The sequence below is a fragment of the Streptomyces hygroscopicus genome, from assembly GCF_026168105.1.
Lineage (GTDB): Bacteria > Actinomycetota > Actinomycetes > Streptomycetales > Streptomycetaceae > Streptomyces > Streptomyces hygroscopicus_D.
This window is the reverse complement of the sequence record NZ_LBMW01000014.1, coordinates 112027-136076: the sequence shown is the minus strand read 5'-3', so window position 1 is coordinate 136076 and position 24050 is coordinate 112027. Positions and strand designations below refer to the sequence as shown.

The following is a 24050-nucleotide window of genomic DNA, read 5'->3' as shown; positions in this document are numbered from 1 at the left end:
AGAACCAAGGGCAGTCCCGCGCCCGTGTGTCAGCTTCCGTCCGCGCCGGTCCTTCCGGCCCTTTGTATCAAGGATGAGTCATCGCGTTGCCCGCACAGCAAAAGCCAGTGATCCCCCAGCAGCGCGCCCAGCGCCCGCAGACGACGCCGGAAGGGCGACCGCCCCTCCTCACGCGGCTGCGCCCGGGGGCGGCCGCAGCCACGGTCTGGTACCTGCGCCTGCTGGCCCTGCTGAACATCGTGGCGGTCGTCTCGCTGCCCTTCCGTGAGGAGGTCCACGAGCACAACGCCGGTCAGTTCTTCACGCCGTACCTGGCCACCGCTGGTCTGGTCTCGGCGGCGCTGGCGCTGTTCCTGTCCCTGGTCATGCGGCGCCGCAAACGGGCGGCGTGGATCTTCAACATGCTGCTGGCGGGCCCCCTCTTCGCCCTCTACGTGCTCGCGCTGACTCAGCACCACTACGGCCGGCACGTCTTCAACTGGATCTCCGCCCTGCTCACCGGCCTGTTCGTGGCCGCGCTGCTGCTCGGCCGCAAGGAGTTCAGGGCCGTGGGCGACCGCTCCAACCCCAAGCTCGCGGTGATCGTGGCCGTCGGCGGCGTTCTGGTCAGCGGCGGTATCGGCACCCTCCTGGTGAACGCCACCAACAAGAAGGCCGGGGCCTCCCTGACCGACGAGATCGCCTACACGCTGCTGCGCGGCGTCAGCGTCGGCCCGCTCGCCGACCACATCAACCACGTGCACGCGCCGCGCTGGGTGGACATCACCATCAACGTCCTGATGGCGGCCTCCTTCCTGCTCGTCCTTTACGCCTGCTTCCGTTCGCCGCGCGGCCAGGAACTCCTCGGGGAGGAGGACGAGCGGCGGCTGCGGGCCCTGCTCGACAAACACGGCGAGCGGGACTCCCTCGGCTACTTCGCGCTCCGCCGCGACAAGGCCGTGGTCTGGTCCCCCAGCGGCAAGGCCGCCATCACCTACCGGGTGGTCGGCGGTGTCACCCTGGCCTCCGGCGACCCGATCGGCGACCCCGAGGCCTGGCCCGGAGCCATCGACGAATGGCTGGAGGAGGCCCGTCGGCACGCCTGGACGCCCGCCGTCATGGGTGCCGGCGAGGAGGCCGGGACGATCTACGCCCGGCACGGTCTGGACGCCCTGGAACTGGGCGACGAGGCGATCGTGGAGGTCGCCGATTTCAGTCTCGAGGGGCGCGCGATGCGCGTCGTGCGGCAGGCGCACAACCGCGTCCGCCGCGCCGGGTACACCGTGCGGATCCGCCGCCACGGGGACATTCCCGAGTCCGAGATGGCCACCCTCATCGAGAAGGCCGACCACTGGCGCGACGGCGGCAGCGAGCGCGGCTTCTCCATGGCGCTGGGGCGCCTCGGCGACCCGGCCGACGAGAACTGCGTGATGCTGGAGTGCCGCGACGGCGAGGGCGAGCCCCGGGCCCTGCTCAGCTTCGTCCCCTGGGGCCGGCAGGGCCTGTCCCTCGATCTGATGCGCCGGGACCGCGGCTGCGAGAACGGCCTGATGGAGTTCATGGTCATCGAGCTGCTGCTGCGCGCCCAGGACCTTGGCATCGAGCGCGTCTCGCTCAACTTCGCCATGTTCCGCGCCGTCTTCGAACGCGGCTCCCGGCTGGGCGCCGGCCCCGTCCTGCGGCTGTGGCGCTCGGTGCTGACCTTCTTCTCACGCTGGTGGCAGATCGAGTCCCTCTACCGCGCCAACGCCAAGTACCGGCCGGTCTGGGAGCCCCGCTTCCTGCTGTTCGAGAAGACCAGCGACATCCCGCGCATCGGCATCGCCAGCGCGCGGGCCGAGGGCTTCCTGGACGTGCCGAGCCTGCCGTCCCTGTTCGGCCGTCGGCACGCCCCGGCCGCTCGGGCCCAGCAGCGGCCGGCGCTCGAGCGGAGCCATTGACCTCGAGCGGAGTCGTTGACGGAGTTCGAGCGGAGCACTTGACGAAGTACGGCGGGGTAGTCGACCGAGTACGGAAAGGGTCACCGGGTACGGAAAGAGTCATCGAGCGGCAAAGTCCGGGTCGGGGGTGAGACGCGCGCCGCGGCTCGGCGTAGTGAAGGGGAGGGGGAAGCCCCCCCGCCGCCCGCCCCTCCCGGAGGTACCCCGTCCGTGACGATCGTCAAAACACCCCCGGCCCCGGCCGACCGGGGCCATGAGGAGGAGACTCCGCAAGGGCAGGGCTGGCAGTTCAACTCCTCCCTCGGGCTGACCCTGCTCCTCCTCCTGCTGGTCGTCGGCCAGGGCCCGATCCGCCGGGCGCTGGCCGCGCCGGTGATGCAGAGCTGGATGACCGTCTTCCTGGCCGTCGTCGTCCAGGCCCTGCCCTTCCTCGTCCTCGGCGTCCTGCTGTCGGCGGCCCTCGCCGTATTCGTCCCACCGTCGTTCTTCGCCCGGGCCCTGCCGAAGCGGGCCGCCCTAGCGGTGCCGGTCGCCGGGGTGGCCGGGGCGGTTCTGCCCGGCTGCGAATGCGCCTCGGTGCCGGTCGCCGGGGCGCTGGTGCGCCGGGGCGTCACACCGGCGGCGGCGCTTGCCTTTCTGCTGTCGGCTCCCGCGATCAACCCGATCGTGCTGACCGCCACCGCCGTCGCGTTCCCCCGCGACCCGGAGATGGTGCTCGCCCGGTTCGCGGCGAGCCTTCTGGTGGCGTGCACGATGGGCTGGCTGTGGCAGCGCCTGGGCCGCACCGACTGGCTGCGGCAGCCGGCCCGCGCCTCGTACGAGGGCCAGGGCAAGGGCGCCGCGTTCTGGGGCTCCGTACGGCACGACGTGATGCACGCCGGCGGCTTCCTGGTCGTCGGCGCCATGGCCGCGGCCACGCTCAAGGCCGTGGCACCGGCGAGCTGGCTGCGTACGGCGGCCGACAACCCGGTGGTGGCGATCCTCGCGCTCTCGATCCTCGCGGTGCTGCTCTCCATCTGCTCCGAGGCGGACGCCTTCGTGGCGGCGTCGCTGTCGCAGTTCTCGCTCACCGCCCGGCTCGCGTTCCTCGTGGTCGGGCCGATGATCGACCTGAAGCTGTTCGCGATGCAGGCCGGGACGTTCGGACGGTCCTTCGCGCTGCGGTTCGCGCCAGCCACCTTTGCGCTGGCGATCCTGGGGTCGCTCCTGGTCGGGGCGGTGCTGCTGTGAACCGTCAGGCGCAGGCGGCGGTCCTGTTCCTGGTCGGCGGGGCGATGCTGCATGCCGGAACCACCGACCTGTATCTGCGGTACGTCAAGGCCGGGCTGCGCCCGCTGCTGCTGGCGGCCGGCGCCGTCCTGATCGTGGCCGCCCTGGCCACCGTCTGGTACGAACTGCGCCGGGCACGGGCGGCCCGGATGCGGCGGGACGACGTGCATGACCATGCGCGGCACGAGCCGGGCGACGAAGGGCACGACCACGCCCCGTACGAACCGGGTGACGACGGGCACGGTCACGCACACCGCGAGCCGCGGATCTCCTGGCTCCTCGTGCTGCCCCTGTTCGCCCTCATCCTGGTCGCCCCGCCCGCGCTGGGCTCGTACAGCGCCCTGCGCAGCGGTACGGCGCTTCAGCCGCCCCTGGCCTATCCGGCCCTGCCGTCGGGCGATCCGGTCCGTCTCGGTCTGGTGGACTACGCCGGCCGCGCGGCGTACGGGCACGGACGCTCCCTCGGCAGCCGCAAGGTGGAGATCACGGGGTTCGTCGCCCTCGACGGCGCCGGCACGCCCTACCTCGTTCGGATGGCCCTGAACTGCTGTGCGGCCGATGCCCAGCCGGTCAAGGTCGGTCTGTCCGGGAAACTGCCGCCCGTGCTGCAGCCCGACTCCTGGCTCGACGTGACCGGCACCTACACGGGCAAGCGGACCAAGGACCCGGTCAACGGCGGCATCGTCCCGTTCCTCGATGTCATCCGGGCCAAGCCGGTGCCGACCCCGAGCGACCCGTACGACGAGAGCTGGAACAGCTGACGGCGGGGCCGATACGGGGGGCGCCGACCGCGCGGCTCGTGCCGGCCCGGCGTTGCGGCCGGGTCGCCGTGTGCTGGTGCCCGACCGCCGCCGTTGCGGAGCGGACCGCCGGCTTGGGGGTCAAGGCGCTCCGGCGGACCGGTCCTCCCGGGCCGCCAGATCGCGGGCGTGGGCGACTGCGGCGACCGCGTTGAGGTGGACTGCCGGGCCGTGGCCGGGGAGCAGGACCTCGGCGGTGAGTTCTTCGAGGGCGGTCAGGGAGTCGAGCGCGCGGCCCCGGTCCCGGTGGAACATCCGGGGCAGCAGCTGGGGTCCGCGCCGACGGGACGTGGGATGGCCGCTGACCAGCGCGTCGCCCGTGATCAGAATCCCGGCGTCGGGCAGATGGTAGGCGCAGTGCCCGTCGGTGTGACCCGGGGTCGGCACCGGAACCGGATGCCCCGGAACGTCCAGCACGTCCTCCCCGGGGAACGGCTGCGGTTCGACGACCGGGATGTGTGCCGTGCCGCCCGCCCGCAGGGCATGGACCGCCCAGGGCAGGACTCCGGGACGCCAGCCGTTGGCCAGGACCTGGCCGACGGAGACCTGGTGCAGGAACTCCCGCCGTGCGTGTGCCAGTTCGGCCCGGTGCATCAGTACCCGCGTCCCATGGGCGCGGCGCAGATGTTCCGCCGCGCCCATGTGGTCGTTGTGCGCGTGCGTGATCAGCACGGCGGCCAGGGCCCCGGGGGCGACCCCGACCGCCGTCAGTGACGCGAGGAGACGTTCCCGGTCCCTGGGATAGCCCGTGTCGACCAGGGTGGCCGTGTCGCCGTCCTTGACGATCACCCAGTTGGTGCTGCTCCCCGCCACGAGGTACACGCCGGAGCCGACCTCGACGACGTCGTCGTTCAGCATGGATCACCGCACCTTCTTCCGGGCCCGAAAGGCGGGCCGACCTCGGGCACTCGCGGCGGGCGCCTCGCCCGGCGTCACCGAGCGCATCCTCTCGCAGCCCGAGTGCCGGGCCCGTCCTCTCCCGCCGGTCGTCCCCTCACCGGCCATGCACCCGTCACCCGGCCACGCGCCCAGCCGGACGCTCGCGCACGACCTCGCTCGCCTTGTCGTCGCGCAGCCCGAGGAACCGCGGATGGCGCAGCATGCCGTCCCGGGTCCACTCCGTGAACCCGATCTGCGCGACCAGTACGGGCTTCACCCAGTGGGCGCCCTTCTCACGCACCGCACCGGCGAACGGCGAGGTGGCGACCGCCATTTGGTCGAGCCGGGCGCGCAGGCCGGGCAGCGTACGCCGGTCGAACCAGGTGCCGGCCCTGCCCGCGTAACGGAGCCGAAGGCCCACTCGCCGTCGCGGCAGAAGTCCCGTCTGTTGCTCAGCGTGACGAGCATGGGGCGTGCGGCGAGTTCGGCACCCGCACGCGCCGGGACGAGGAGCCGTCGCTGCTCTTCGGGCAGCGCATACAGGAGACGGCCCATCAGCGCTCACTCTCCGTGGGTGCGCGCGAATACCTGGGCGAGCGTACGTCCGCTGCACACCGAGCGGGCACGGCGCGGGTCCGGCGTCGTGCGTCCACCGGAGCGGGCGTGGCCGGCCTTCACCATCAGCCAGGCCTCGTCCCCGCCTTCTCGCCCGCGGAACCGGGTGAGGGCGTACTCGCCGCGCAGCTTGGACCCGTGCAGCCGGAACGTGGCGTGCCCCCGCCTCAGCGACTCCTCGAAGGGCACGGGCCGATCACGGCGGTCATGGCTCAGCGGTTCGTACCAGCCGCGATCCCAGACGATCACCGTTCCGGCCCCGTACTCGCCGTCCGGAATGACACCCTCGAAGTCCGCGTACTCCAGCGGATGGTCCTCGGTGGGCACGGCGAGGCGCCTGTCGCCGGGCACGGTGGACGGCCCCTTGGGGATGGCCCAGGACTTGAGGACGTCGCCGACCTGGAGCCGGAAGTCGAAGTGCATCGTGCTCGCGTCGTGGATCTGCACCACGAACAGGGGCGCCTCGCGGGACGCCTCGTCGCGGTCGCCGGAGGGCGCCTGGGCGCCCTCCGGCTCGCCGGTCCGGCCGAAGTCGCGTTTGCCGCGGTACTCCCGCAGCCGCTCGCTGCCGCTCACGTCCCGTTCCTTTCCGCGCCGGTCCGCATGGTGTGCCCGCCTCGTGGGGCCCGAGTACCCCGTGGGCCGCCATGGCCACCTGGGGGGCGTGAACGAGCACGTTCCGGAAGACCGGGGCGAGTACGCTCCGGAACATGCGGATCGCCGTTTCCTCGGACATGGACGAACCCGTGGCCCGCTGCCTCGTCGAGGAGCTGCGCAGCCGCGGCCACGAGGTGCTGACGCACGGGGCGCTGCGCCCCGGGGCCGACCCTCAGTGGGCGGCGTGCTCGGAGGCGGCGGCCCGTGAGGTCGCCGACGGGACGGCGGACCAGGCGGTCGTGTGCTGCTGGACCGGCACCGGGGCGTCCATCGCCGCGAACAAGGTGCCGGGAGTGCGTGCGGCGCTGTGCACGGACGCGTACACGGCGGACGGCGCCCGCCGCTGGAACGACGCCAATGTGCTGGCGCTCAGCCTGCGGCTGACGTCCGGGCCGCTGCTGAAGGAGATCCTCGACGCCTGGTTCGCCGCCGAGGCGAGCGGGGACACCGACGACCGGGAGAACGTGGCCCATGTCGGCCGGCTCGACCTCGGCAGGACGGCCCCGTAGCGGGCCGTCGCGGGGGTGCGCCGGTGCCGCGGCCCGTCGGCCGGGAATGCCGCAGCCCGTCGCTCAGCCGCCCGCCACCAGCTCCGCGACCGGCTGCATCACCGCGTCGCCGACCGTCTGGGCCGGTCCCCGGTCACCCTCCCGCACGCTCCACAGCCACAGCACGTCCCGTCCGAACGACCACACCAGCGACGCCAGGGCGGATGCGACGACCCCCGCAGTCGCCGCATACGGCAGCAGGCCCGAACCAGCCATCAGCAGGGCGATGCCCTGCCACGCCGCCACCGTCTTGCGCGCCATGCTCGGCGGCAGTTCGCCGTTCAGCCACGGCAGCACCTTGGCCGCCGCGACGAACACGTACCGCATCGCGCCGATCAGCAGCACCCACGGGCCGAGCGACATCGACACGTACACGCTGAGCACCAGGATCAGGAACGCGTCGACCTCCATGTCGAAGCGCGCGCCGAGCGCGGTCGAGGTGCCCGTGCGGCGGGCCACCTTGCCGTCCACACCGTCCAGGATCAGCGCCACCGCGGTCAGGCCCACGAAGAGCGTCACCGGCGGCGAGCTCTCGAACGAGTCCGCGACCAGCGCCGTGACCCCGCCCACCAGGGTCGCCCGGCCCAGGGTGACCCGGTTGGCCATGCCGAACGAGCGCAGACGCGAGCGGAGCACGGCGCGGGTGAGTACGGCCCAGGTGGCGAGCGCGAACGCCAGCCCCGTCAGCCAGCCGGCCGGGCCCATGCCGATCGCCGTGCCCAGCAAGGTCAGCAGCAGCACCTGCACGCCCGCTCCCACGGTCGTCTCCTGCTGCAACAGCCTCGCGTCGTATGTGTGGTTCAGGGCCACCGCTCACCCTCCGGCCAAGTGACAGATTCGATCTCCGCGCGTACCTTGTGCGCGACTTCTCGTAGCTGCGTACGTGAAGAGTCGGCCGATCGTTCAGGAGCACGCACATGGACCTCACAGCACGCGCCTTCTGGCTGCGCTCGCCGGGGCAGGGGGAGGTGCGGGACGTCGAGCTGCCCGAGCCCGGTGACGGCGAGGTGCTGGTGCGCGCGCTGTGCTCGGGCGTCAGCCGCGGCACCGAGACCCTCGTCTTCCGCGGCGGTGTGCCGGACAGCCAGCATGCGGCCATGCGTGCCCCCTTCCAGGAGGGTGAATTCCCGGCACCCGTGAAATACGGCTACCTGAGTGTCGGACGGGTGGAACACGGACCCGCCGAGCTGGTCGGACGGACCGTCTTCTGCCTGTATCCGCACCAGAGCCGATACGTCGTCCCGGCCTCGGCCGTCACCGTCGTACCCGACGCCGTGCCCGCCGGGCGCGCCATCCTCGCAGGCACCGTCGAGACCGCCGTCAACGCGCTGTGGGACGCCGGACCCCAGGTCGGGGACCGGATCGCCGTCGTAGGCGGCGGCATGGTCGGATGCTCCGTCGCCGCCCTCCTCGCCCGCCATCCCGGGGTCCGCGTCCAGCTCGTCGACGCCGATCCCGCACGCGCCGAGACCGCCCGAGCGCTCGGCGTCGACTTCGCCCTGCCCGAGGACGCGCTCGGCGAGCGCGACCTCGTCGTCCACGCCAGCGGGACCGAACAGGGACTCGTACGGTCCCTGGAGCTGCTGGCCCCGGAGGGCACAGTCGTCGAACTCAGCTGGTACGGCGACCGGCGCGTCACCCTGCCGCTCGGCGAGGCCTTCCACTCGCGCCGCCTCACCCTGCGCAGCAGCCAGGTCGGCACCGTCTCGCCGCGCGCCCGCGCCGGACGCACGTACGCCGACCGGCTGGCCCTCGCCCTCGACCTGCTCGCCGATCCCGCGTTCGACGCGCTCATCACCGGTGAGTCCGCCTTCGAGGACCTCCCCGACGTGCTGCCACGCCTCACACGTGGTGAGCTCAAGGGGTTGTGCCACCGAGTCCTGTACGACGCCGACTGATCCCCCGCCGCCCGAGTTGCCCGGACTCCGGGGAAACCCCCAAGGAACTCCCAGGAAACCTCGAAACAAGGAGAACGGGCACCTGAACAACGCGCACGGGGCAGCCGTACTACACGACGTGCCCCGGCAGGGGATCAGAGGCAGCACCTGGAGGGTCGTCCGTTGTTCAGCATCACCGTCCGCGATCACCTGATGGTCGCCCACAGCTTCCGCGGCGAGGTCTTCGGACCCGCGCAGCGACTGCACGGAGCGACGTTCCTCGTGGACGCCACCTTCCGCCGCGCCGAGCTGGACGACGACAACATCGTCGTCGACATCGGACTGGCCACGCAGGAGCTCGGCGCCGTGGTGAGCGAGCTCAACTACCGCAACCTCGACAACGAACCGGACTTCGCGAACACCAACACCTCGACGGAATTCCTGGCCAAGGTGATCGCCGACCGCCTCGCGGAGCGGATCCACAAGGGCGCGCTGGGCGAGAGCGCCCGTGAGATCGGGGGCATCGCCGTCACGCTGCACGAGTCGCACATCGCCTGGGCGAGTTACGAGCGTGCCCTGTGACAGACATGACCGTCGACCGGGCCTCCCTGAGCTACGTGCCCGTGCAGCACCCGGCTCTGAAGAACGCGGACATCATTCCCATGTCGCTGCGCACCGTGCACTTCGTCATGCCGGGCGGCGTGGACGATCCGGCCGCCCCCAGCGGCGGCAACGCCTACGACCGCCGAATCTGTCTCGACCTGCCCGGCTTCGGCTGGCAGATCCACCCGCACACCGTCGAGGGCTCCTGGCCCCGGCCGGACGCGGCGGCCCGCGCGGAACTCGCCCGGGCGCTGCGGGAACTGCCCGACGGCACGGTCGTCATGCTCGACGGTCTCGTCGCCTGCGGCGTCCCCGAGATCGTCGTGCCGGAGGCCGAACGCCTGTGCCTCGCCGTCCTCGTGCACCTGCCGCTCGGCGACGAGACGGGTCTCGACCCGAAGACCGCGGCCGAGCTCGACGCCAAGGAGCGCGCCACCCTGCGGGCCGTGCCCGCCGTCGTCGCCACCAGCGACTGGGCCGTGCGCCGGCTCGTCTCCCACCACGGGCTCGCCCCCGAGCGCGTCCATGTCGCCGCCCCCGGCGCGGACATCGCGCCCCTGGCCCCCGGCACCGACGGCGTCTCACGGCTGCTGTGCGTCGCAGCGGTCACCCCGCGCAAGGGGCAGCACCGGCTCATCGAGGCCCTCGCCACGGTCACCGACCTGCCGTGGACCTGCGTCTGCGTCGGCGGGCTCGGCCACGACCCCGCGTACGTCGAGCGCCTGCGTGCCCTCATCGACGAGCACGGCCTCGGCGACCGGCTGCAGTTGGCCGGACCCCGGACCGGTGCCGAACTGGACGCCAGCTACGCCGCCGCCGACCTCATGGTCCTCACCTCGTACGCCGAGACGTACGGCATGGCCGTCACCGAGGCGCTCGCCCGCGGCATCCCGGTCCTCGCCACCGACGTCGGCGGCCTGCCGGAGGCGGTCGGGCGCGCGCCCGACGGCGGTGTGCCCGGAATCCTCGTCCCGCCGGAGGACCCCGCAGCGCTCGCCGCGGAGCTGCGCGGCTGGTTCGGCGAGGCGGACGTGCGGCGGCGCCTGAAGTCCGCCGCGCGTGGACGCCGGGCCGCGCTGGACGGATGGGCGACCACGGCCCGCAGCCTCGCGGGCGTCCTGGGGCGGCTGCACCACGACCCTCGGAGGGCGGCATGAACACGGGTACGACCCCTTCGGGACCCCAGGCGGGTACGACACCGGAGATACCCCAGCGCACCACGGCGCCCGCGGACACCTCCGAGCCCGGGGCCCTCTCCGCGATACCCGCACCAGGCAACGGTCAGTCCGAGGTACCCCGATACGCCCCGCAATGGCTCCAGTTGCGTGAGCCCGCCGACGCGGCGGCGCGCTCCGGTGACCTGCTCGACCCGCTGCGGATCCGGCTCGCCGACCGGGCCGGCGGTCCCGCCGACATCGTCGTGCACGACCTGGGGTGCGGCACCGGTTCGATGGGCCGCTGGCTGGCCCCGCTCCTCGAAGGCGCCCAGCACTGGGTCCTGCACGACCGGGACCCGTATCTGCTGCACTTCGCCACGGTGGGGGCGCCCCGGACGGCCGCCGACGGCAGCCGGGTGACCGTCACCACCCAGCGCGGCGACATAGGGCGGCTCACCCCCGACGCCCTGGCCGGGGCCTCGCTGGTGACGGCGTCCGCGCTCCTCGACGTCCTCACCGCCGAAGAGATCGACACGCTCGCCGCTGCCTGTGTGGGCGCAGGCTGCCCGGCGCTGCTGACGCTCTCCGTCGTCGGCCGTGTCGACATCACGCCCGCGCACCCCTTGGACCGGGAGATCGGCGAGGCGTTCAACGCGCATCAGCGTCGTGGTGAACTCCTCGGCCCCGACGCGGTGGACGCGGCCTGCGAGGCCTTCACCCGGCTGGGCGCGAGCGTGCGGGTGCATCCGAGCCCCTGGCGGCTCGGCGCCGAGCAGGCCGCGCTGACCGAGGAGTGGCTGCGGGGCTGGGTCGGCGCGGCCGTGGAGGAGCGGCCGGACCTCGAGGCCTCCGCCGAAGCGTATCTGCGGGAGCGTCTGGCCACCTGCGTGGCGGGGGAGTTGCGCGTGGTGGTGCACCACAGCGACGTGCTCGTCCTGCCGCAGCCGTCGGGAGGAACGTCATGACCGCGCCGACGGCAGCGCCGACTGCGGTCGTCGGCACGCAGGCGGTCGCCGGCGCCCTGCCCGCCGACGGCACGGCTTCCCCGGCACAGGCCGGTGCGCCGTCGGCCGAGGAACGTGCGGCGACCCTGCCCGCGCCTCCCAGGGAAGCCACCTCGGCTCCCGCCTCGGACGAGGCACCCTCCACCCCGCGCCGCCCTGTCCGGCGCGCCCTGCGCACGCACCTCGGCACGGTCGCCGGGGCCGCCATCCTCGGGGTGCTCCTGTGGCGGCTCGGCACCGGTGTGTTCCTCGACGGGCTGCGGCGGATCGACGTCCCGACCCTGCTCGCGGGGCTCGGGATCGGCGTGCTGACCACTGTGTTCAGCGCCTGGCGCTGGTGTCGCGTCGCTCGTGCGCTCGGTATCCGGCTGCCGCTCGGCGCCGCCGTCGCCGACTACTACCGCGCGCTGTTCCTCAACGCGGCGCTCCCCGGCGGTGTTCTCGGCGATGTGCACCGCGCGGTGCGGCACGGACAGAGCGCCGGTGACATGGGCCGCGGCGTCCGCGCCGTGGTCCTGGAGCGCACGGCCGGCCAGGTGGCCCTCGTGGCCGTCGGCGTGCCGGCCCTGCTCACGATGCCCTCGCCGGTGCTGAGCCAGGCCCGTCACCTCGCCGGACTGCTGGCGCTCGGCGCGCTCGGTGCCCTCGCCGTCGTGGCGGCGGTGCGGATGGGCCGGGCGCCCCGCCCGTCGCGCGGGCGCCGTGCGTTCGGCGCCGCGCTCGTCGAGGCGCGGACCGCCCTGCTGGCCCGCGGCAGCTGGCCGGCCGTCCTCCTTTCGTCCGTCGTCGTACTCGCCGGGCATCTGCTGATGTTCCTGGTGGCTGCCCGCGTCGCCGGGTCGGACGCGTCCCCGGCCACCCTGCTGCCCCTGGCGTTGCTCGCCCTCATCGCGATGGGGCTCCCGCTGAACATCGGCGGCTGGGGTCCCCGTGAGGGCGTCACCGCCTGGGCCTTCGGCGCGGCGTGCCTCGGCGCGGACCTGGGGCTCGCAGTCGCGGTCGTCTACGGCGTACTCAGCTTCGTGGCGAGCCTGCCCGGACTCGTCGTCCTTCTCGCCCGTTGGTACGCGGGACTGCGGCGCCCGGGCACGAATCCGGAGCCGCCGGAAGGTGGCGAACACTCCTGTGTCGCGGGTGCGGAGACGCCGGAGGTGGGCGAACACGCTCCTGTCGCAGGTGCGGAGACGTCCCCCGATGGCGAACAGGTCCTTGTCGCGGGCCCGGAGACGTTCACCGGTCGCGAACCCGTCTCCGCCGTGGGCCCGGAGACGTCCGCCGGTGCCGAAAATGTCTGTGCCGCGGGCGCGGAGAGGACTGGCGGAAGTGGACAGGCCCTCACCGTGGGCACGGTAGAACCCTCCGTGGCCGTGCCCAGGCCGCGCCAGCCGGGCCCGGAGCGCACCCCCCACGCGCTCCGTGCCCCGGTGCCGCACGCGACCACCTATCCGCGCTCACCCCCGGCGCCGCGAACACCGGGCCCGACGCGGCGTCATGACCGGTGCAGGCCCTCCGGTTTCGCGACGGGCACGCCGCCGGCGGCCTCGTCCGAGGCGACCAGGGAGAAATACGCGTCGAAGGAGTCGGCGAGCGTGGCGAGCAGTTGCTTCCCCTTCTCCGCGGAGGCAAGCGAAGGACGCCCCACGACACCGGACTCCGTATAGGCCGACATACCGAGGGTGAGCAGATGCCTGCGGTCGTCGGCGATGAAATCCGTCGTTTCGTAACCGGGCCTGACCAATTCGGGGTGACAGTGCAGAAGAATGGAGGTCTCGATTTCCCCGGCATGCATGTCACTGAGCAACGAGGTACGCACACCGGCCCGTTCGCGGGCCGCCTCCCAGTCCTCCAGGGCCGGGAAAAGCGCCATCCGCACACCGCTGCCCGCGGATTCCTGGACGACATTGCCGAGGACGTAATTCCCGCCGTGCCCGTTGACCAGCACCAGGGCCTCGACGCCCGAGCGGCGCAGCGATTCGGCGATGTCCTTGACCATTGCATGGAGGGTGACGGAGGAGATGCTCACGGTTCCCGGCCACGCCGCGTGCTCGTGCGAGCAGGAGATCGTCACGGGAGGAAGGAGGTGAACCGGATACGCCGCGGCGATCTCGCGAGCGATCGCGCAGGCGACCAGCGTGTCGGTCGCCAGCGGAAGGTACGGGCCGTGCTGTTCGAAACTGCCCACGGGAAGGACGGCGACCTGACGGTGGGGACCGGCAGCCCGTGCCCGTACGTCGTACGAGGTGTCCCGCGGCAGCACACCGGAACCATGCACGCGCGACGCCCCGGAGGCAGCCGCGTCACCCGTCGGCCCCGTCCCAGCGGTGTCCGCAATTCCCGAATCGCTCATCTTTACACGGCCTTTCGTCTCGTACCGCCTGCGCTTACCAGATAGGAACAGATCATGACAGAAATTGACGGCGTGCTCGGCGGGAATGCCCACCGCTCGGGAGTCCCCCGAGTCGTGAATGCCCGTTCGTCCGGGGTCACCCGGGTCGTCAAGGCTCCCCTGCCCACCAAGTACGGTGATTTCCAGGCCTTCGGCTACCTCGACCACGACCGCGGTGACGAACAAGTGGCCCTGGTGTACGGCGACATCAGGGAAGAGGGGATGCTCACCCGGCTCCATTCCGAGTGCCTTACCGGGGACGCCTTCGGGTCCACGCACTGTGAGTGCGGGCCCCAACTCTCCACCGCGCTGCGGGAGATCGTGGCCGAGGGGCGCGGCATCCTCGTCTACCTCCGCGGCCACGAGGGCCGTGGCATCGGCCTGCTCGGCAAGCTGCGCGCGATGAAGCTCCAGGCGGAGGGCCTGGACACGGTCGAGGCCAATCTCGCCCTCGGGCTGCCGGTGGACGCGCGCGACTACGGCGTCGCCGCGGAGATCCTGCACGACCTCGGCGTACGATCGGTGCGCCTGCTCTCCAACAACCCGCGCAAGCGCGAGGCGCTGCTGCGGCACGGCATCAAGGTCGACGAGCAGGTGTCGCTGCTGATCCCGCCCTGCGAGAACAACATCACCTATCTGCGTACCAAGCGGGAACGGCTCGACCACTACCTGCCGCACCTGGACGCGGTGGTCCACTCCTCCTGAGCGGGTGCGCGGCGGCCGGCCGGCGTCCCCTCGACGCCGGCCGCCGCGCCCGCCGGCTGGGGTGCACCGGCCGTCCCGTCCGCAGCCCGTGCCGTCTTGACGCACGCCGCCGTGCCCGCGGCCGTGGTGACGTCGGCCCGGATCCCGGAAACAATCGGGGAATGACCGACGACGTCCTGCACCTTTCCGCCGAGCGGGTCCTGGAACTGCTGGACACCGACCGGGCGATCCGCTCCCAGCGTGCCGCCTTCACCGCGCTCGGGGAGGGTACCGCCGAACTCCCCGGCAAGCTCATGCATCCCAGCCGCCACGACGACAGTGTGGTCTTCGCCTACCTCGCCCGCCTGTCCGCCGACACCGGCCCCGTCGCCAAGGTGGGCAGTGTGAACCCGGGCAACTCGGCCGCCGGGCTGCCCACCGTCCACGCGGTCATCAACGCCCTCGACCCCGTGACGGGACAGCTGGTCGCCGTTCTGGACGGCACGGCCGTGACCACACTGCGCACCGCCGCCGCCAGCGCCGTGGCCTTCGACGTCCTCGCCACCGCCGGCAGCGCGGAACTGGGTCTCCTCGGCTCCGGCGCCCAGGCGCTCGCCCACGCCCGGGCCGTCGCCCGGGTGCGCCCGCTGCGCTCCGTACGCCTCTGGAGCCCCACCCCGCACCGGCGCGAGCGCGCGGCGGACGTCCTCGCCGCCGAACTCGGCATCCCCGTCAAGGCCGCGGCCACGGCGGAGGATGCCGTCGCCGGGCTCCCCATGGTCGCCGCCTGCACGCTCAGCAGTACGCCAGTCGTCCGCGGCGCCTGGCTCGCACCCGGATGCACCGTCGTCAGCGTCGGATCCTTCGAGCCCACGCGCAACGAGGTCGACGCGCAGGCGGTACGGCGGGCCGCCGCCGTGGTCGTGGACGACCCGGAGACGGCCCGGGAGCACGCGGGGACGGTCGTGGCCGCGCTGCGCGACCGGCTGCTCGCCGAGGACGACCTGATCCCGCTGGGCGGGGTGCTCACGGGCCGCCGCGAGGCGCGCAGGAGCACCGACGACATCGTGCTCCACATCAGCGTCGGGCTCGGAGTCCAGGACGCGGCGGCGGCCTGGGCCGTGATCGACGCCGCCCGTGGCAGGGACCCGCGCCCATGACCACGCGCGCGAGCGTCGTCGTCATCGGCGGTGGGGTGATGGGAGCGAGCGCCGCCTACCACCTGGCCCGCGCGGGCGTTCCCGACGTCGTCCTGGTCGAGCGTGACGAACTCGCCTCCGGCTCCACCTCGCGGGCCGCCGGCGGCATACGGGCGCAGTTCTCCGACGAGCTCAACATCCGGCTCGGGGCGCGCAGCCTCGAGGCGTTCGCGCGGTTCGCCCGGGAGCCGGGGCAGGACATCGGGCTGCACCGGGTCGGCTATCTGTTCCTGCTCTCCACCCCCGAGGAGGTGGCCGCCTTCGAGGCCGGGGTGCGCCTGCAGAACTCGCTCGGTGTGCCGAGCCGCATGATCGACGCGACCGAGGCGCGCCGCCTGTCGCCACTGATCACCACGGACGGGCTGCTGGCCGCCGCCTTCTCGCCGGACGACGGGCACTGCACCCCCGAGTCCGTGGTGCACGGCTACGCGGCCGGGGCGCGCCGGTACGGCGCGCGCATCCTGCGGCACTGCGCGGTCACCGGCATCGAGCTGCGCGGCGACACCATCACCGCCGTCGTCACAGAGCGGGGCCGGATCGAGACCGACACCGTGATCTGTGTTGCGGGCGCCTGGTCGCGGGCGGTCGGCGCGATGGCGGGCGTCGACCTTCCAGTGGTGCCGCTGCGCCGCCAGATCGCGGTCACGGAGGCCGTGCCGGAGCTGCCGCCTGGGCTGCCCATGACCATCGACTTCACCACCAGCTTCTACTTCCACACCGAGGGCCCCGGCCTGCTCGTCGGCATGTCCGACCCCGACGAGGAGCCGGGCTTCGCCACCGAGCCGCACGACCGGTGGATCCCGCGGCTGTGCGAGGCGATGGAACGCCGGGCACCCGGCCTGCTCGACCTGCGCCGCACCGGCGGCTGGGCGGGCCTGTACGAAATCACTCCGGACCACAACGCGCTGATCGGAGAGGCTGCTTCACCCTCGCGCTTCCTCTATGCCACCGGCTTCTCCGGCCATGGCTTCCTCCAGGGACCCGCCGTCGGCGAGGTCCTCAGGGATCTCTGCCTGGGGCGCGTACCCTTCGTCGACATCAGCCCTCTGAGTGTCGACCGCTTCGCCGCCGACGCCTTGCGCCCGGAGGTCAACCGCGTATGACCGCGCTCCATCTGTGGCTCCGCCACGAGTCCCGTACGACCGAACGGCGTACGCCGATCGTGCCGTCCGACGCCCGGCGGCTGATCGAGAGCGGAGCGACCCTCACGGTGGAGGACTCACCGCAGCGGGTCTTCCCGGCAGAGGCGTACGAGGCGGTGGGTTGCCGTGTCGCCGAGGCCGGCTCCTGGGTGACCGCGCCGCCGGACGCAGTGATCGTCGGACTCAAGGAACTTCCCGACGATCCCACGGCGTTGATACACCGTCACATCTTTTTCGGGCACGCCTTCAAGGGGCAGCCCGGCGCCGGGAGCCTGCTGCGGAGGTTCCTCGCGGGCGGCGGCACGCTGCTCGACCTGGAGTACCTGGTGGACGACAACGGGCGTCGGCTCGCGGCCTTCGGCTACTGGGCCGGATACCTGGGCGCCGCCCTCGCTCTGCTCCACCACCGAGGCCTGCTGACCGCACCACTGCAGCCGACCTCGAAGGAGGAGCTCGACGAACGGCTCCGCGCGGCGACCGGCGAGGTGCGGGCGCTGGTGATCGGTGCGCTCGGGCGCAGCGGACGCGGCGCGCGGGTCGCCCTGGGCGTGGCCGGGGCCGACCCCACGTGCTGGGACCTCGCCGAGACCCGTGAACTGGACCGGCCGGCGCTACTCGGCCACGAGCTGATGGTCAACACCGTACTCACGACGCGCCCGGTCCCGCCGTTCCTGACGGACAAGGACCTCGACGACCCCGGACGGCGGCTGCGCACGCTGTGCGATGTGACGGTCGACGTGGGCTCGCCGCTGAACCTCCTGCCGGTCTACGACACCCCGACCGGCTGGGACGAGCCGGTCCGCCGGTTGCGCGAGCAGCCCGTCCTCGACCTGATCGCCATCGACAACCTGCCGTCCCTGCTGCCGCTGGAGGCAAGCACGGACTTCTCGGCGGCGCTGACACCGCTGCTGCCGGACTTCGAGGTGGGCGGATCCTGGGGCCGCTGCCGGGAACGGTTCGACGAGGCGGTCCGTGAACTCCGGGCCGGAAAGGGGGAATCGGGCGATCTCTGAGTCCCGGGAGCGGTCCGCGCCGGTTCCGGCGAGCGGCACGGTCCACTGGATTGGCGCGGGCCTGTCCACCGGCAGCGGTCTCGCGGCGTTGTGCGACACCGCCGACCGCGTCCGCCTGTGACACCGGACGGAGGAACGCGCCGCGCGGTGTCTGGCCGGTCTCGGCCTGACGGGGCGGGTCGTGCCGCGCGCGTTCACTCTGCCCGCGCTCGCGGCGGAGCCGGCGCCGGGCGACGTGGTCGTCTCGATGCTCCCGGCGCCGGACCACGCGGCCCGTACGGCCTTCCGCCCGCCTGGAGGATACGGACCTTCGTCCGCGGCACGCTGCGTCTCGACGGCTGGCTGCGCGCCTGGGACCGGGTCTTCGAGGAGCTGAGGGCGGGCGACGACGCACGGATCGCGACCCTGGCCGCCGAGTTGGCGGCGACGTACCCGACGACGGACGAGGACCGCGACCGCGTGGTCCTCGCCGTGTCCCTCGACGTACGGGCCGGGACGGGGCAGACCTGGTCCGGGCGCGCTACCGCCTGGACCTGCGGGGCACGACCCAGGAGAGCGCGATGGCCCGCTGCGTCTCCCGCCCCTGGCCCTCGGGGTCCGCCACACCATGACGGGCTCCCTGCCGCCGGGGCTCAACCGGGCTGCCGGGACCCCAGTGCGCTCCGCGCAGTGGCTGGGCGAACTGGCCGCGGACGGGCTGGAGTTCACACTGCGGACGGAGAGCTGAAGGACACGGCGCCTCAGCCGGTGACAGCCTCGTGGACGAGTCGCTTCAGTTCCGGGTACACCGTGTGCGAGCCCGTGGGACGCAACTGGGTGAGGAACTGGACCGTCAGGTCGTGGTGCGGATCCACCCAGAAGGTCGTCGTCGCCACACCGCTCCAGCCGAACGAGCCCAGCACCGCGGGCGAGCGGGTGAGTGCGGGGTCGGTGACGACGGAGACGCCCAGACCGAAGCCGAGTCCGGCCCTGCCGGGTTCGCGGTGGACCTGGCTGCCGTAGGAGCGCAGGTCGGCGTCGCCCGGGAGCTGGTTCGAGGTCATCGTGGCCACCGTGCCGGCGCTCAGCAGGCGGACGCCGTCCAGTTCGCCGCGGCGGCGGAGGAACTCCATGAAGCGGTGGTAGTCGTGTGCGGTCCCCACCATGCCGCCGCTGCCGGACAGGAGGCGGGGGCGGCCGTGCACGGGCAGACCCGGGACCGGGGTGATGCCGCCGTCCTCCGTCTCGCCGTACAGTTCCGCGAGCCGGGGCGCCTGGGCCTCGTTCACGCACAGGCCCGCGTCCTCCATCCCCAGCGGGCCGAAGACCCGTTCGGCGAGGAAGTCGTCCAGGTCCCGGCCCGACACCACCTCGATGAGCCGGCCCACGACGTTCGTCGCCACCGAGTAGTTCCACTGCGTGCCCGGCTCGAACTGCAAGGGCAGCCTCGCATACGCCTCGCACGTCTCGGCCAGATCCGTGCCCGGCACGACGGACGAGCCGATGCCCGCCTCCCGGTACAGGGCGTCGACGGGGTGCGCGCGGTAGAAGCCGAACGTCAGCCCCGCCGTGTGGGTGAGCAGATGGCGGACCAGGATCGGCTGCCCGGCGGGACGGGTCCGGACGGCGGGGCCGAAGCCGCCGACGTACACCCGCGGATCGGCGAACGCCGGAAGGAACTCGGCCACGGGCGTGTCCAGTCCGAAGCGGCCCTCCTCCATGAGGATCAGCGCCGCAACCGATGTGACCGGCTTCGTCATCGAGTACATCCGCCACAACGTGTCGGTCTCGACCGGCAGCCGTTCCCGGACGTCGCGGTGGCCGTGGGCGGTGAGGTGGGCCATGCGGCCGTGCCGGGAGACGGCCACCAGATAGCCGGGCAGCCGGCCCTCGTCGACCTGGCGCGCGAAGTGCTCGTCGAGGCGGGCCAGGGCCTTCGGATCGAGGCCGACCTCGTCCGGCTCCACCTCTTGCCGCAGGTGTCCCATCGTTCTCCTCCGGTCTCTCCCCGTGCCGTCCCGGGGCTTCCGGGTCCAACATTTCATGATCGGCTTCGGGCCGGGACCGATCCCTCCACGCCGGTGGTCCGGATTCCGGACCGGCCGGGCAGCCGCAGGGCGAGCGGTACGCCGAGCAGGGCCACACCGGCGAGCACCGTGAGGGTGAGCCCGGACGCCGCGTTCGTGCACGTCATCAGCGTGCTCGCGGCGGCGACGCCGACCGTGGGCCCGACGTTCAACGCGGTCTGCTGCAACCCGCCGGACACCCCGGCCGATGCCACGGGCACCCCACGGACGACGACGGCGGTCGCCGTCACCATCACGGTGCCGAATCCGGCGCCCGCCAGCAGGAATCCCATTCCCACCGACACGGCCGAGGACTCCGTGCCGAGAGGGGACAGCATCAGGACGCCGAGAGTGAGGAGCACCGCGGCCACTCCCGCTGTACGCCGGTGACCGTAGCGGCGCATCAGTACGGCGGACACCGGCGCGCCGGCCACCATCGCCACAGGCAGCGGCAGGGCCCGCAGAGCCGTCCGCAACGGGTCGAGCCCCAGCACGTCCTGCAGCACGTAACTGCTCACGAACAGCGCCCCCAGCATCGCCGCCGACGCGGCCACCAGCAGCCCGAGCGCACGGCGGACGGGCGCCGAGCCGAGGACGTCCGCCGGCAACAAGGGGCTCGCGGTGCGCCGTTCGTGTCGTAGGAACAGGCAGCCGAGGGCCGTTGCCGTCAACAGTGCCGGTACGGACGCCGTCGGCCTGCCGGGCTCCGACAGGCCGACGAGGGCGAACACCAGGGACACCAGGGCCCCCGCGAGCAGACCCGCGCCCGGAAGGTCCAGCGACGGCCGGGAAGCAGGCACGTGTTCAGGACTCCGTACGACGCCCACCAGGACGCCCATGACCAGCGCGGGGGCGACGTTGAGGAAGAAGACGGCCCGCCAGCCGAACGGGGTCACCAGCGCCCCGCCCACCAGCGGACCGGCCGCGGCAGCAATCCCGATCGCGCTGGTGCGCAGCGCGATCGGCATCCCCAGCCGGTCGGGCGGATACGCGGCCCGGAGCATGCCGAGCGTCGCAGGCTGCAGCAGGGCGCCGAACACGCCCTGGACCACCCGTAGCCCGATCACCCATCCGATGCCCGGGGCCACCCCGATCCCGGCGGAGGCCACGCCGAAGCCCACCATGCCCAGGGCGAAGACGCGCCGGTGGCCGTGGCGGTCGCCGAGGCGGCCGGCGAAGACCAACAGGCTTGCCACCGCGATGAGATATCCGGTGCTCGTCCACTGGACCTGGGTCAGGGAGGCGTGCAGATCCTGTTGGAGGGCGGGCTGCGCGACGGTCAGTACCGTGCCGTCCAGCGCGACGATCAACGCCCCGACCACGCTGCCCGCGAGGGTCAGCCCACGGTGCGCCCTCACCGGGCCCCCGGACCGAGGTGCGCGTCCAGAGCGGTGCGCAGCAGGGGCGTGATCTCGTCCGCACCCGTGGCCAGGGGGAGACTGCCCCAGGTCCACAACTGGGCGATGCCGTGCAGGTTGGCCAGCAGGGAGCCCGCGACGAGTCGCGCGTCGGCGTCCGGCCTGGCCCGGCCGACCAGGTCCACCAGCAGGGAGAACAGCGGCAGGCTCGTCTCGCGCAGCCCCAGATGGCCGCTCTCCAGCAGATCATGACGGAACATCAGCTCGTGCATTCCCCGGTGGGTCAGCGCGAAGTCCAGATAGGTACGTCCCAGCGCCTCGAGCCGCTCCCGGGGGCTCGTCCTGCCGTCGCCGACCGCCTCCGCCGCCCGCGCTGCCAGGTCGGTGAAGCCACGGCGCGCGATCGCCGACAGCAACTCCAGATGGGTCGGGAAGTAACGGCGCGGCGCCCCGTGTGAGACCCCCGCCCGCCGGGCGATCTCCCGCAACGTCAGCGCCTGGGCGCCCTCCGCGGTCACCAGGTCGACGCCCACGTCGATCAGCCGGGCCCGCAGCCCTGTCTCCGGATCAGTCATGGACACTGTCTACCAGCCGGACGTAGACACTGTCTACCACTTCGGTGGACGCTGTCTGTCCGGGAATGCGCAGCTCTCCCCGGCGAGTTGACGAGGGTATGACTGAGGACACCACGCAGGACACGCTGCTCGCACTGCTCTCCGAGGGCCACGGCGGGGTGCTGGTCACCCTCAAGCGAGACGGCCGCCCCCAGCTGTCGAACGTCAGCCACGCCTACGACCCGGACGAGCGCGTCATCCGGGTCTCGCTCACGGACGACCGCGCGAAGACCCGCAACCTACGCCGGGACCCGCGGGCCTCGTACCACGTGACCAGCCCCGACCGGTGGGCCTACACGGTCGCCGAGGGCACGGCCGACCTCTCGCCCGTCGCACAGGACCCCCATGACGAGACAGTCGAGGAACTCGTCCGGCTCTACCGCGACGTCCTGGGCGAGCATCCCGACTGGGACGACTTCCGCGCCACCATGGTCCGCGACCGGCGCCTGGTGCTGCGGCTTCACATCGAGCGCGCGTACGGCATCCCCAGGAACCGGACGTGAAGTCCGGACGGTCCGCGCGAGTGCCGCCGCGGGCTCACGCCTCCCGCACGGCGGCGTACACCTCGGCGTTCACTGCCCAGGTGTGCTGTCCGGACAGCACACCTGGGCAGTGAACGCCGAGGGCACCGGTGCGGCAGGGCGGACCCGCGCCGGCGTGGGGGTCGCGGTTCAGCCCCGCACCGGAATCGGACGGCGCGCGACACAACCCACCGGCTCGGGGCGCCGCCGACGACCAGGACGGCCAGGGAGGGAACGTCCGTCAGCGCCTCGGCCACCGGGCGCGTCCCGTGAGCGAACGCCGCTGCTGCAGCCGTCCGCCTGGAGTGGGCGTACCGGCCGCCCGTTCGGAGCCTCCGGCCGCCCTGATGATCAACCCGTTGGAGGGCGCACTGCTGATCGCCCGGAGCGAGCGGGACGTACGTGCCCTGACGGCCGTCGCGCGGGAATTCGGACCGCTCCTCGACGCGGGCAGGGAACGGGGCTGGTGAAACCGGGGCGTACCGGACGCCCGCCCGTGAGCCAGGGGTGCCCCCTTCACCCGTATGGTCCGAGGCCGTACGCCAGTCGCATGGCGCTGCGCGTGCTCACGCTTGTCTGCCGCGCGGGTCCGGCCTAGTCTCCGCCCGTGATCAATGGGGCACATGTCGTGATCTACTCCCAGGACGCCGAGGCCGACCGGGCCTTCTTCCGGGACGTCCTCGGCTGGGCGCACGTGGACGCGGGCCGTGGCTGGCTCGTCTTCAAGGCGCCGCCGGCCGAACTCGCCGTCCATCCGGTCGATGGCGAGCCCTGGCACGAGCTGATGCTGATGTGCGACGACCTCGACTCCACGATGGCCGGACTCACCGGGAAGGACGTCGAGTTCACCAGTCCCGTCACCGAGGCACGCTGGGGGCGGGTCACCGGCTTCCGGCTCCCGGGCGGGGGCCACATCGGACTGTACGAACCGCTCCATCCCGTGGCGCACGGCCTGTGAGCCGCAGGTTTGCCCACGGTGACGCTCAGTCCTCCGTGCGGTCCGCCGTCAGATAGGCGATGACCATGTCACCGAGCATCCTGCGATAGTGCTCCCGCCGACCGGAAGCCACCAGGTCCCGGCCGAAAAGCGCGCCGAACGTGTGCCGGTTGGCGACCCGGAAGAAGCAGAACGAGCTGATCAGCGCATGCAGGTCCACGGCGTCGACGTCCGCCGTGAACAGTCCCGACTCACGGCCCGCGTCCAGGATGCGGCCGATCACCTCCAGCGCGGGCGAGCCGATGCTGCCGAGTTCCTCGGACGCGGCGATGTGCTCCGCGCCGCGGATGTTCTCGATGCCGACCAGACGGATGAAGTCGGGGTGCTGCTCATGGTGGTCGAAGGTGAGCTCGGCGAGCCGGCGGATGGCCGCCACCGGGTCCAGGTGCTCGACGTCCAGCTCCTGCTCGGCCCGGCGGATCACCCCGTACGCGTGCTCCAGAACGGCTGTGAACAATTGCGCCTTGCCGCCGAAGTAGTAGTAGATCATCCGTTTCGTGGTGCGGGTGCGGGCGGCGATCTCGTCGACCCTGGCCCCGTCGTACCCGGCGCGCGCGAACTCCTGCGTCGCCACGTCCAGGATCTCGGCCTTCGTGCGGGCGGCGTCACGGATGCGGCCGGCTGGGCGTGCCGGTTCGTCGACGCTGGTCATCGGGTTCCTTCGGACGAGGGGCGAGCCCTCCGGCTCGTTCGCGTGCCCGCGATTGTAGAAGCCCGTTCCCACGGCCGTGGAAGCCCGGTCACGCCCCGTTCCGGGTCGGCG

General features: G+C 72.6%; 23 protein-coding genes and 3 pseudogenes. 17 read left to right on the top strand and 9 right to left on the bottom strand.

What is annotated here, in order from left to right:
- Positions 1-86 precede the first annotated feature (86 nt).
- The 3 genes from AAW14_RS16345 (at position 87) to AAW14_RS16335 (ending at position 3949) form a co-directional block, all read left to right on the top strand.
- Positions 87-1919 (top strand): phosphatidylglycerol lysyltransferase domain-containing protein, encoded by a 1833-nt coding sequence (locus tag AAW14_RS16345; protein WP_416223314.1) that lies wholly within the window; start codon positions 87-89, stop codon positions 1917-1919.
- 216 nt (positions 1920-2135) lie between these two features.
- Positions 2136-3149 carry a permease gene (locus AAW14_RS16340; RefSeq protein ID WP_265564592.1) on the top strand — a complete coding sequence of 338 codons (1014 nt, stop codon included), beginning with the start codon at positions 2136-2138 and terminating at the stop codon, positions 3147-3149.
- On the top strand, positions 3146-3949 hold the full coding sequence (locus AAW14_RS16335; protein ID WP_265564564.1) for a TIGR03943 family putative permease subunit: 804 nt from the start codon (positions 3146-3148) through the stop codon (positions 3947-3949). Before AAW14_RS16340 ends, AAW14_RS16335 begins: the two co-directional genes overlap by 4 nt.
- Before the next feature lie 120 nt (positions 3950-4069).
- Here AAW14_RS16335 and AAW14_RS16330 read toward each other — a convergent pair whose 3' ends face one another.
- The 3 genes and pseudogenes from AAW14_RS16330 to AAW14_RS16320 form a co-directional block, all read right to left on the bottom strand.
- On the bottom strand, positions 4070-4846 hold the full coding sequence (locus AAW14_RS16330) for an MBL fold metallo-hydrolase (protein WP_416223313.1): 777 nt from the start codon (positions 4844-4846) through the stop codon (positions 4070-4072).
- Positions 4847-5000: 154 nt separating this feature from the next.
- Positions 5001-5285, bottom strand: a pseudogene (locus tag AAW14_RS16325) (ATP-dependent DNA ligase); the annotation flags it as partial.
- Positions 5286-5428: 143 nt separating this feature from the next.
- Positions 5429-6058 (bottom strand): DNA polymerase ligase N-terminal domain-containing protein, encoded by a 630-nt coding sequence (locus AAW14_RS16320; protein WP_265564563.1) that lies wholly within the window; start codon positions 6056-6058, stop codon positions 5429-5431.
- A gap of 134 nt (positions 6059-6192) precedes the next feature.
- Between AAW14_RS16320 and AAW14_RS16315 the strand changes: the two genes are divergently transcribed.
- Positions 6193-6648 (top strand): RpiB/LacA/LacB family sugar-phosphate isomerase, encoded by a 456-nt coding sequence (locus AAW14_RS16315; protein WP_265564562.1) that lies wholly within the window; start codon positions 6193-6195, stop codon positions 6646-6648.
- A 63-nt stretch (positions 6649-6711) separates the two neighbouring features.
- Here the strand turns inward: AAW14_RS16315 and AAW14_RS16310 are convergent, their stop codons facing one another.
- Positions 6712-7497, bottom strand: a complete 786-nt coding sequence (locus AAW14_RS16310) for a CDP-alcohol phosphatidyltransferase family protein (protein ID WP_265564561.1) — start codon at positions 7495-7497, stop codon at positions 6712-6714.
- 107 nt (positions 7498-7604) lie between these two features.
- Here AAW14_RS16310 and AAW14_RS16305 point away from each other — a divergent pair, with 107 nt between their 5' ends.
- The 5 genes and pseudogenes from AAW14_RS16305 to AAW14_RS16285 form a co-directional block, all read left to right on the top strand.
- Positions 7605-8585: a zinc-dependent alcohol dehydrogenase gene (locus AAW14_RS16305; RefSeq protein WP_265564560.1), complete on the top strand. Its 981-nt coding sequence runs from the start codon at positions 7605-7607 to the stop codon at positions 8583-8585.
- Positions 8586-8747: 162 nt separating this feature from the next.
- Positions 8748-9146 carry a 6-pyruvoyl trahydropterin synthase family protein gene (locus tag AAW14_RS16300; protein ID WP_265564559.1) on the top strand — a complete coding sequence of 133 codons (399 nt, stop codon included), beginning with the start codon at positions 8748-8750 and terminating at the stop codon, positions 9144-9146.
- Between the two features lie 5 nt (positions 9147-9151).
- A complete protein-coding gene (locus tag AAW14_RS16295) occupies positions 9152-10324 on the top strand; it encodes a glycosyltransferase family 4 protein (RefSeq protein WP_416223312.1) in 1173 nt (390 codons plus the stop codon).
- A complete protein-coding gene (locus AAW14_RS16290) occupies positions 10321-11289 on the top strand; it encodes a class I SAM-dependent methyltransferase (RefSeq protein ID WP_265564556.1) in 969 nt (322 codons plus the stop codon). Before AAW14_RS16295 ends, AAW14_RS16290 begins: the two co-directional genes overlap by 4 nt.
- Positions 11286-12428, top strand: a pseudogene (locus AAW14_RS16285) (lysylphosphatidylglycerol synthase domain-containing protein); the annotation flags it as partial. The gene AAW14_RS16290 and the pseudogene AAW14_RS16285, both read left to right, overlap by 4 nt.
- A 389-nt stretch (positions 12429-12817) precedes the next feature.
- On the opposite strand, the gene AAW14_RS16280 reads toward AAW14_RS16285, so the two are convergent.
- Positions 12818-13582 (bottom strand): creatininase family protein, encoded by a 765-nt coding sequence (locus tag AAW14_RS16280; protein ID WP_322741076.1) that lies wholly within the window; start codon positions 13580-13582, stop codon positions 12818-12820.
- A 147-nt stretch (positions 13583-13729) separates the two neighbouring features.
- On the opposite strand from AAW14_RS16280, the gene ribA reads away from it, so the two are divergent.
- From ribA to AAW14_RS16255, 5 genes and pseudogenes are all read left to right on the top strand, one after another.
- A complete protein-coding gene (gene ribA, locus AAW14_RS16275) occupies positions 13730-14419 on the top strand; it encodes a GTP cyclohydrolase II (protein WP_265564552.1) in 690 nt (229 codons plus the stop codon).
- A gap of 161 nt (positions 14420-14580) precedes the next feature.
- Positions 14581-15558 (top strand): ornithine cyclodeaminase family protein, encoded by a 978-nt coding sequence (locus AAW14_RS16270; RefSeq protein ID WP_265564550.1) that lies wholly within the window; start codon positions 14581-14583, stop codon positions 15556-15558.
- Positions 15555-16700 (top strand): NAD(P)/FAD-dependent oxidoreductase, encoded by a 1146-nt coding sequence (locus tag AAW14_RS16265; RefSeq protein WP_265564548.1) that lies wholly within the window; start codon positions 15555-15557, stop codon positions 16698-16700. Before AAW14_RS16270 ends, AAW14_RS16265 begins: the two co-directional genes overlap by 4 nt.
- Positions 16697-17752, top strand: coding sequence for a saccharopine dehydrogenase (locus tag AAW14_RS16260; protein WP_265564545.1), 1056 nt, complete (start codon positions 16697-16699; stop codon positions 17750-17752). The genes AAW14_RS16265 and AAW14_RS16260 overlap by 4 nt, the downstream gene beginning before the upstream one ends.
- A pseudogene (locus AAW14_RS16255) lies at positions 17745-18479 on the top strand (saccharopine dehydrogenase C-terminal domain-containing protein). Before AAW14_RS16260 ends, AAW14_RS16255 begins: the two are co-directional and overlap by 8 nt.
- A 13-nt stretch (positions 18480-18492) precedes the next feature.
- Here AAW14_RS16255 and AAW14_RS16250 read toward each other — a convergent pair.
- The 3 genes from AAW14_RS16250 to AAW14_RS16240 are packed head-to-tail and all read right to left on the bottom strand — an operon-like array spanning position 18493 to position 21730.
- Positions 18493-19719: a serine hydrolase domain-containing protein gene (locus AAW14_RS16250; RefSeq protein ID WP_265564544.1), complete on the bottom strand. Its 1227-nt coding sequence runs from the start codon at positions 19717-19719 to the stop codon at positions 18493-18495.
- A gap of 53 nt (positions 19720-19772) precedes the next feature.
- Positions 19773-21155, bottom strand: a complete 1383-nt coding sequence (locus AAW14_RS16245) for an MFS transporter (RefSeq protein WP_265564541.1) — start codon at positions 21153-21155, stop codon at positions 19773-19775.
- Positions 21152-21730: a TetR/AcrR family transcriptional regulator gene (locus AAW14_RS16240; RefSeq protein WP_265564539.1), complete on the bottom strand. Its 579-nt coding sequence runs from the start codon at positions 21728-21730 to the stop codon at positions 21152-21154. Before AAW14_RS16240 ends, AAW14_RS16245 begins: the two co-directional genes overlap by 4 nt.
- Before the next feature lie 98 nt (positions 21731-21828).
- On the opposite strand from AAW14_RS16240, the gene AAW14_RS16235 reads away from it, so the two are divergent.
- The 3 genes from AAW14_RS16235 (at position 21829) to AAW14_RS16225 (ending at position 23248) form a co-directional block, all read left to right on the top strand.
- Positions 21829-22272, top strand: a complete 444-nt coding sequence (locus tag AAW14_RS16235; protein ID WP_265564537.1) for a PPOX class F420-dependent oxidoreductase — start codon at positions 21829-21831, stop codon at positions 22270-22272.
- 365 nt (positions 22273-22637) lie between these two features.
- Positions 22638-22760, top strand: coding sequence for a hypothetical protein (locus AAW14_RS16230; protein ID WP_416223311.1), 123 nt, complete (start codon positions 22638-22640; stop codon positions 22758-22760).
- A gap of 137 nt (positions 22761-22897) precedes the next feature.
- A complete protein-coding gene (locus AAW14_RS16225) occupies positions 22898-23248 on the top strand; it encodes a VOC family protein (RefSeq protein WP_265564535.1) in 351 nt (116 codons plus the stop codon).
- 25 nt (positions 23249-23273) lie between these two features.
- Here AAW14_RS16225 and AAW14_RS16220 read toward each other — a convergent pair whose 3' ends face one another.
- A complete protein-coding gene (locus AAW14_RS16220; RefSeq protein WP_265564533.1) occupies positions 23274-23939 on the bottom strand; it encodes a TetR/AcrR family transcriptional regulator in 666 nt (221 codons plus the stop codon).
- Between the last annotated feature and the right edge of the window lie 111 nt (positions 23940-24050).

Bases quoted from the DNA above. Each gene is read 5' to 3' on its own strand.
- AAW14_RS16330 (WP_416223313.1), bottom strand. From the start codon at position 4,846: ATGCTGAACGACGACGTCGTCGAGGTCGGCTCCGGCGTGTACCTCGTG.
- AAW14_RS16315 (WP_265564562.1), top strand. From the start codon at position 6,193: ATGCGGATCGCCGTTTCCTCGGACATGGACGAACCCGTGGCCCGCTGC.
- AAW14_RS16305 (WP_265564560.1), top strand. From the start codon at position 7,605: ATGGACCTCACAGCACGCGCCTTCTGGCTGCGCTCGCCGGGGCAGGGG.
- AAW14_RS16295 (WP_416223312.1), top strand. From the start codon at position 9,152: ATGACCGTCGACCGGGCCTCCCTGAGCTACGTGCCCGTGCAGCACCCG.
- AAW14_RS16290 (WP_265564556.1), top strand. From the start codon at position 10,321: ATGAACACGGGTACGACCCCTTCGGGACCCCAGGCGGGTACGACACCG.
- ribA (WP_265564552.1), top strand. From the start codon at position 13,730: ATGACAGAAATTGACGGCGTGCTCGGCGGGAATGCCCACCGCTCGGGA.
- AAW14_RS16270 (WP_265564550.1), top strand. From the start codon at position 14,581: ATGACCGACGACGTCCTGCACCTTTCCGCCGAGCGGGTCCTGGAACTG.
- AAW14_RS16265 (WP_265564548.1), top strand. From the start codon at position 15,555: ATGACCACGCGCGCGAGCGTCGTCGTCATCGGCGGTGGGGTGATGGGA.
- AAW14_RS16260 (WP_265564545.1), top strand. From the start codon at position 16,697: ATGACCGCGCTCCATCTGTGGCTCCGCCACGAGTCCCGTACGACCGAA.
- AAW14_RS16250 (WP_265564544.1), bottom strand. From the start codon at position 19,719: ATGGGACACCTGCGGCAAGAGGTGGAGCCGGACGAGGTCGGCCTCGAT.
- AAW14_RS16240 (WP_265564539.1), bottom strand. From the start codon at position 21,730: ATGACTGATCCGGAGACAGGGCTGCGGGCCCGGCTGATCGACGTGGGC.
- AAW14_RS16235 (WP_265564537.1), top strand. From the start codon at position 21,829: ATGACTGAGGACACCACGCAGGACACGCTGCTCGCACTGCTCTCCGAG.
- AAW14_RS16230 (WP_416223311.1), top strand. From the start codon at position 22,638: ATGATCAACCCGTTGGAGGGCGCACTGCTGATCGCCCGGAGCGAGCGG.
- AAW14_RS16220 (WP_265564533.1), bottom strand. From the start codon at position 23,939: ATGACCAGCGTCGACGAACCGGCACGCCCAGCCGGCCGCATCCGTGAC.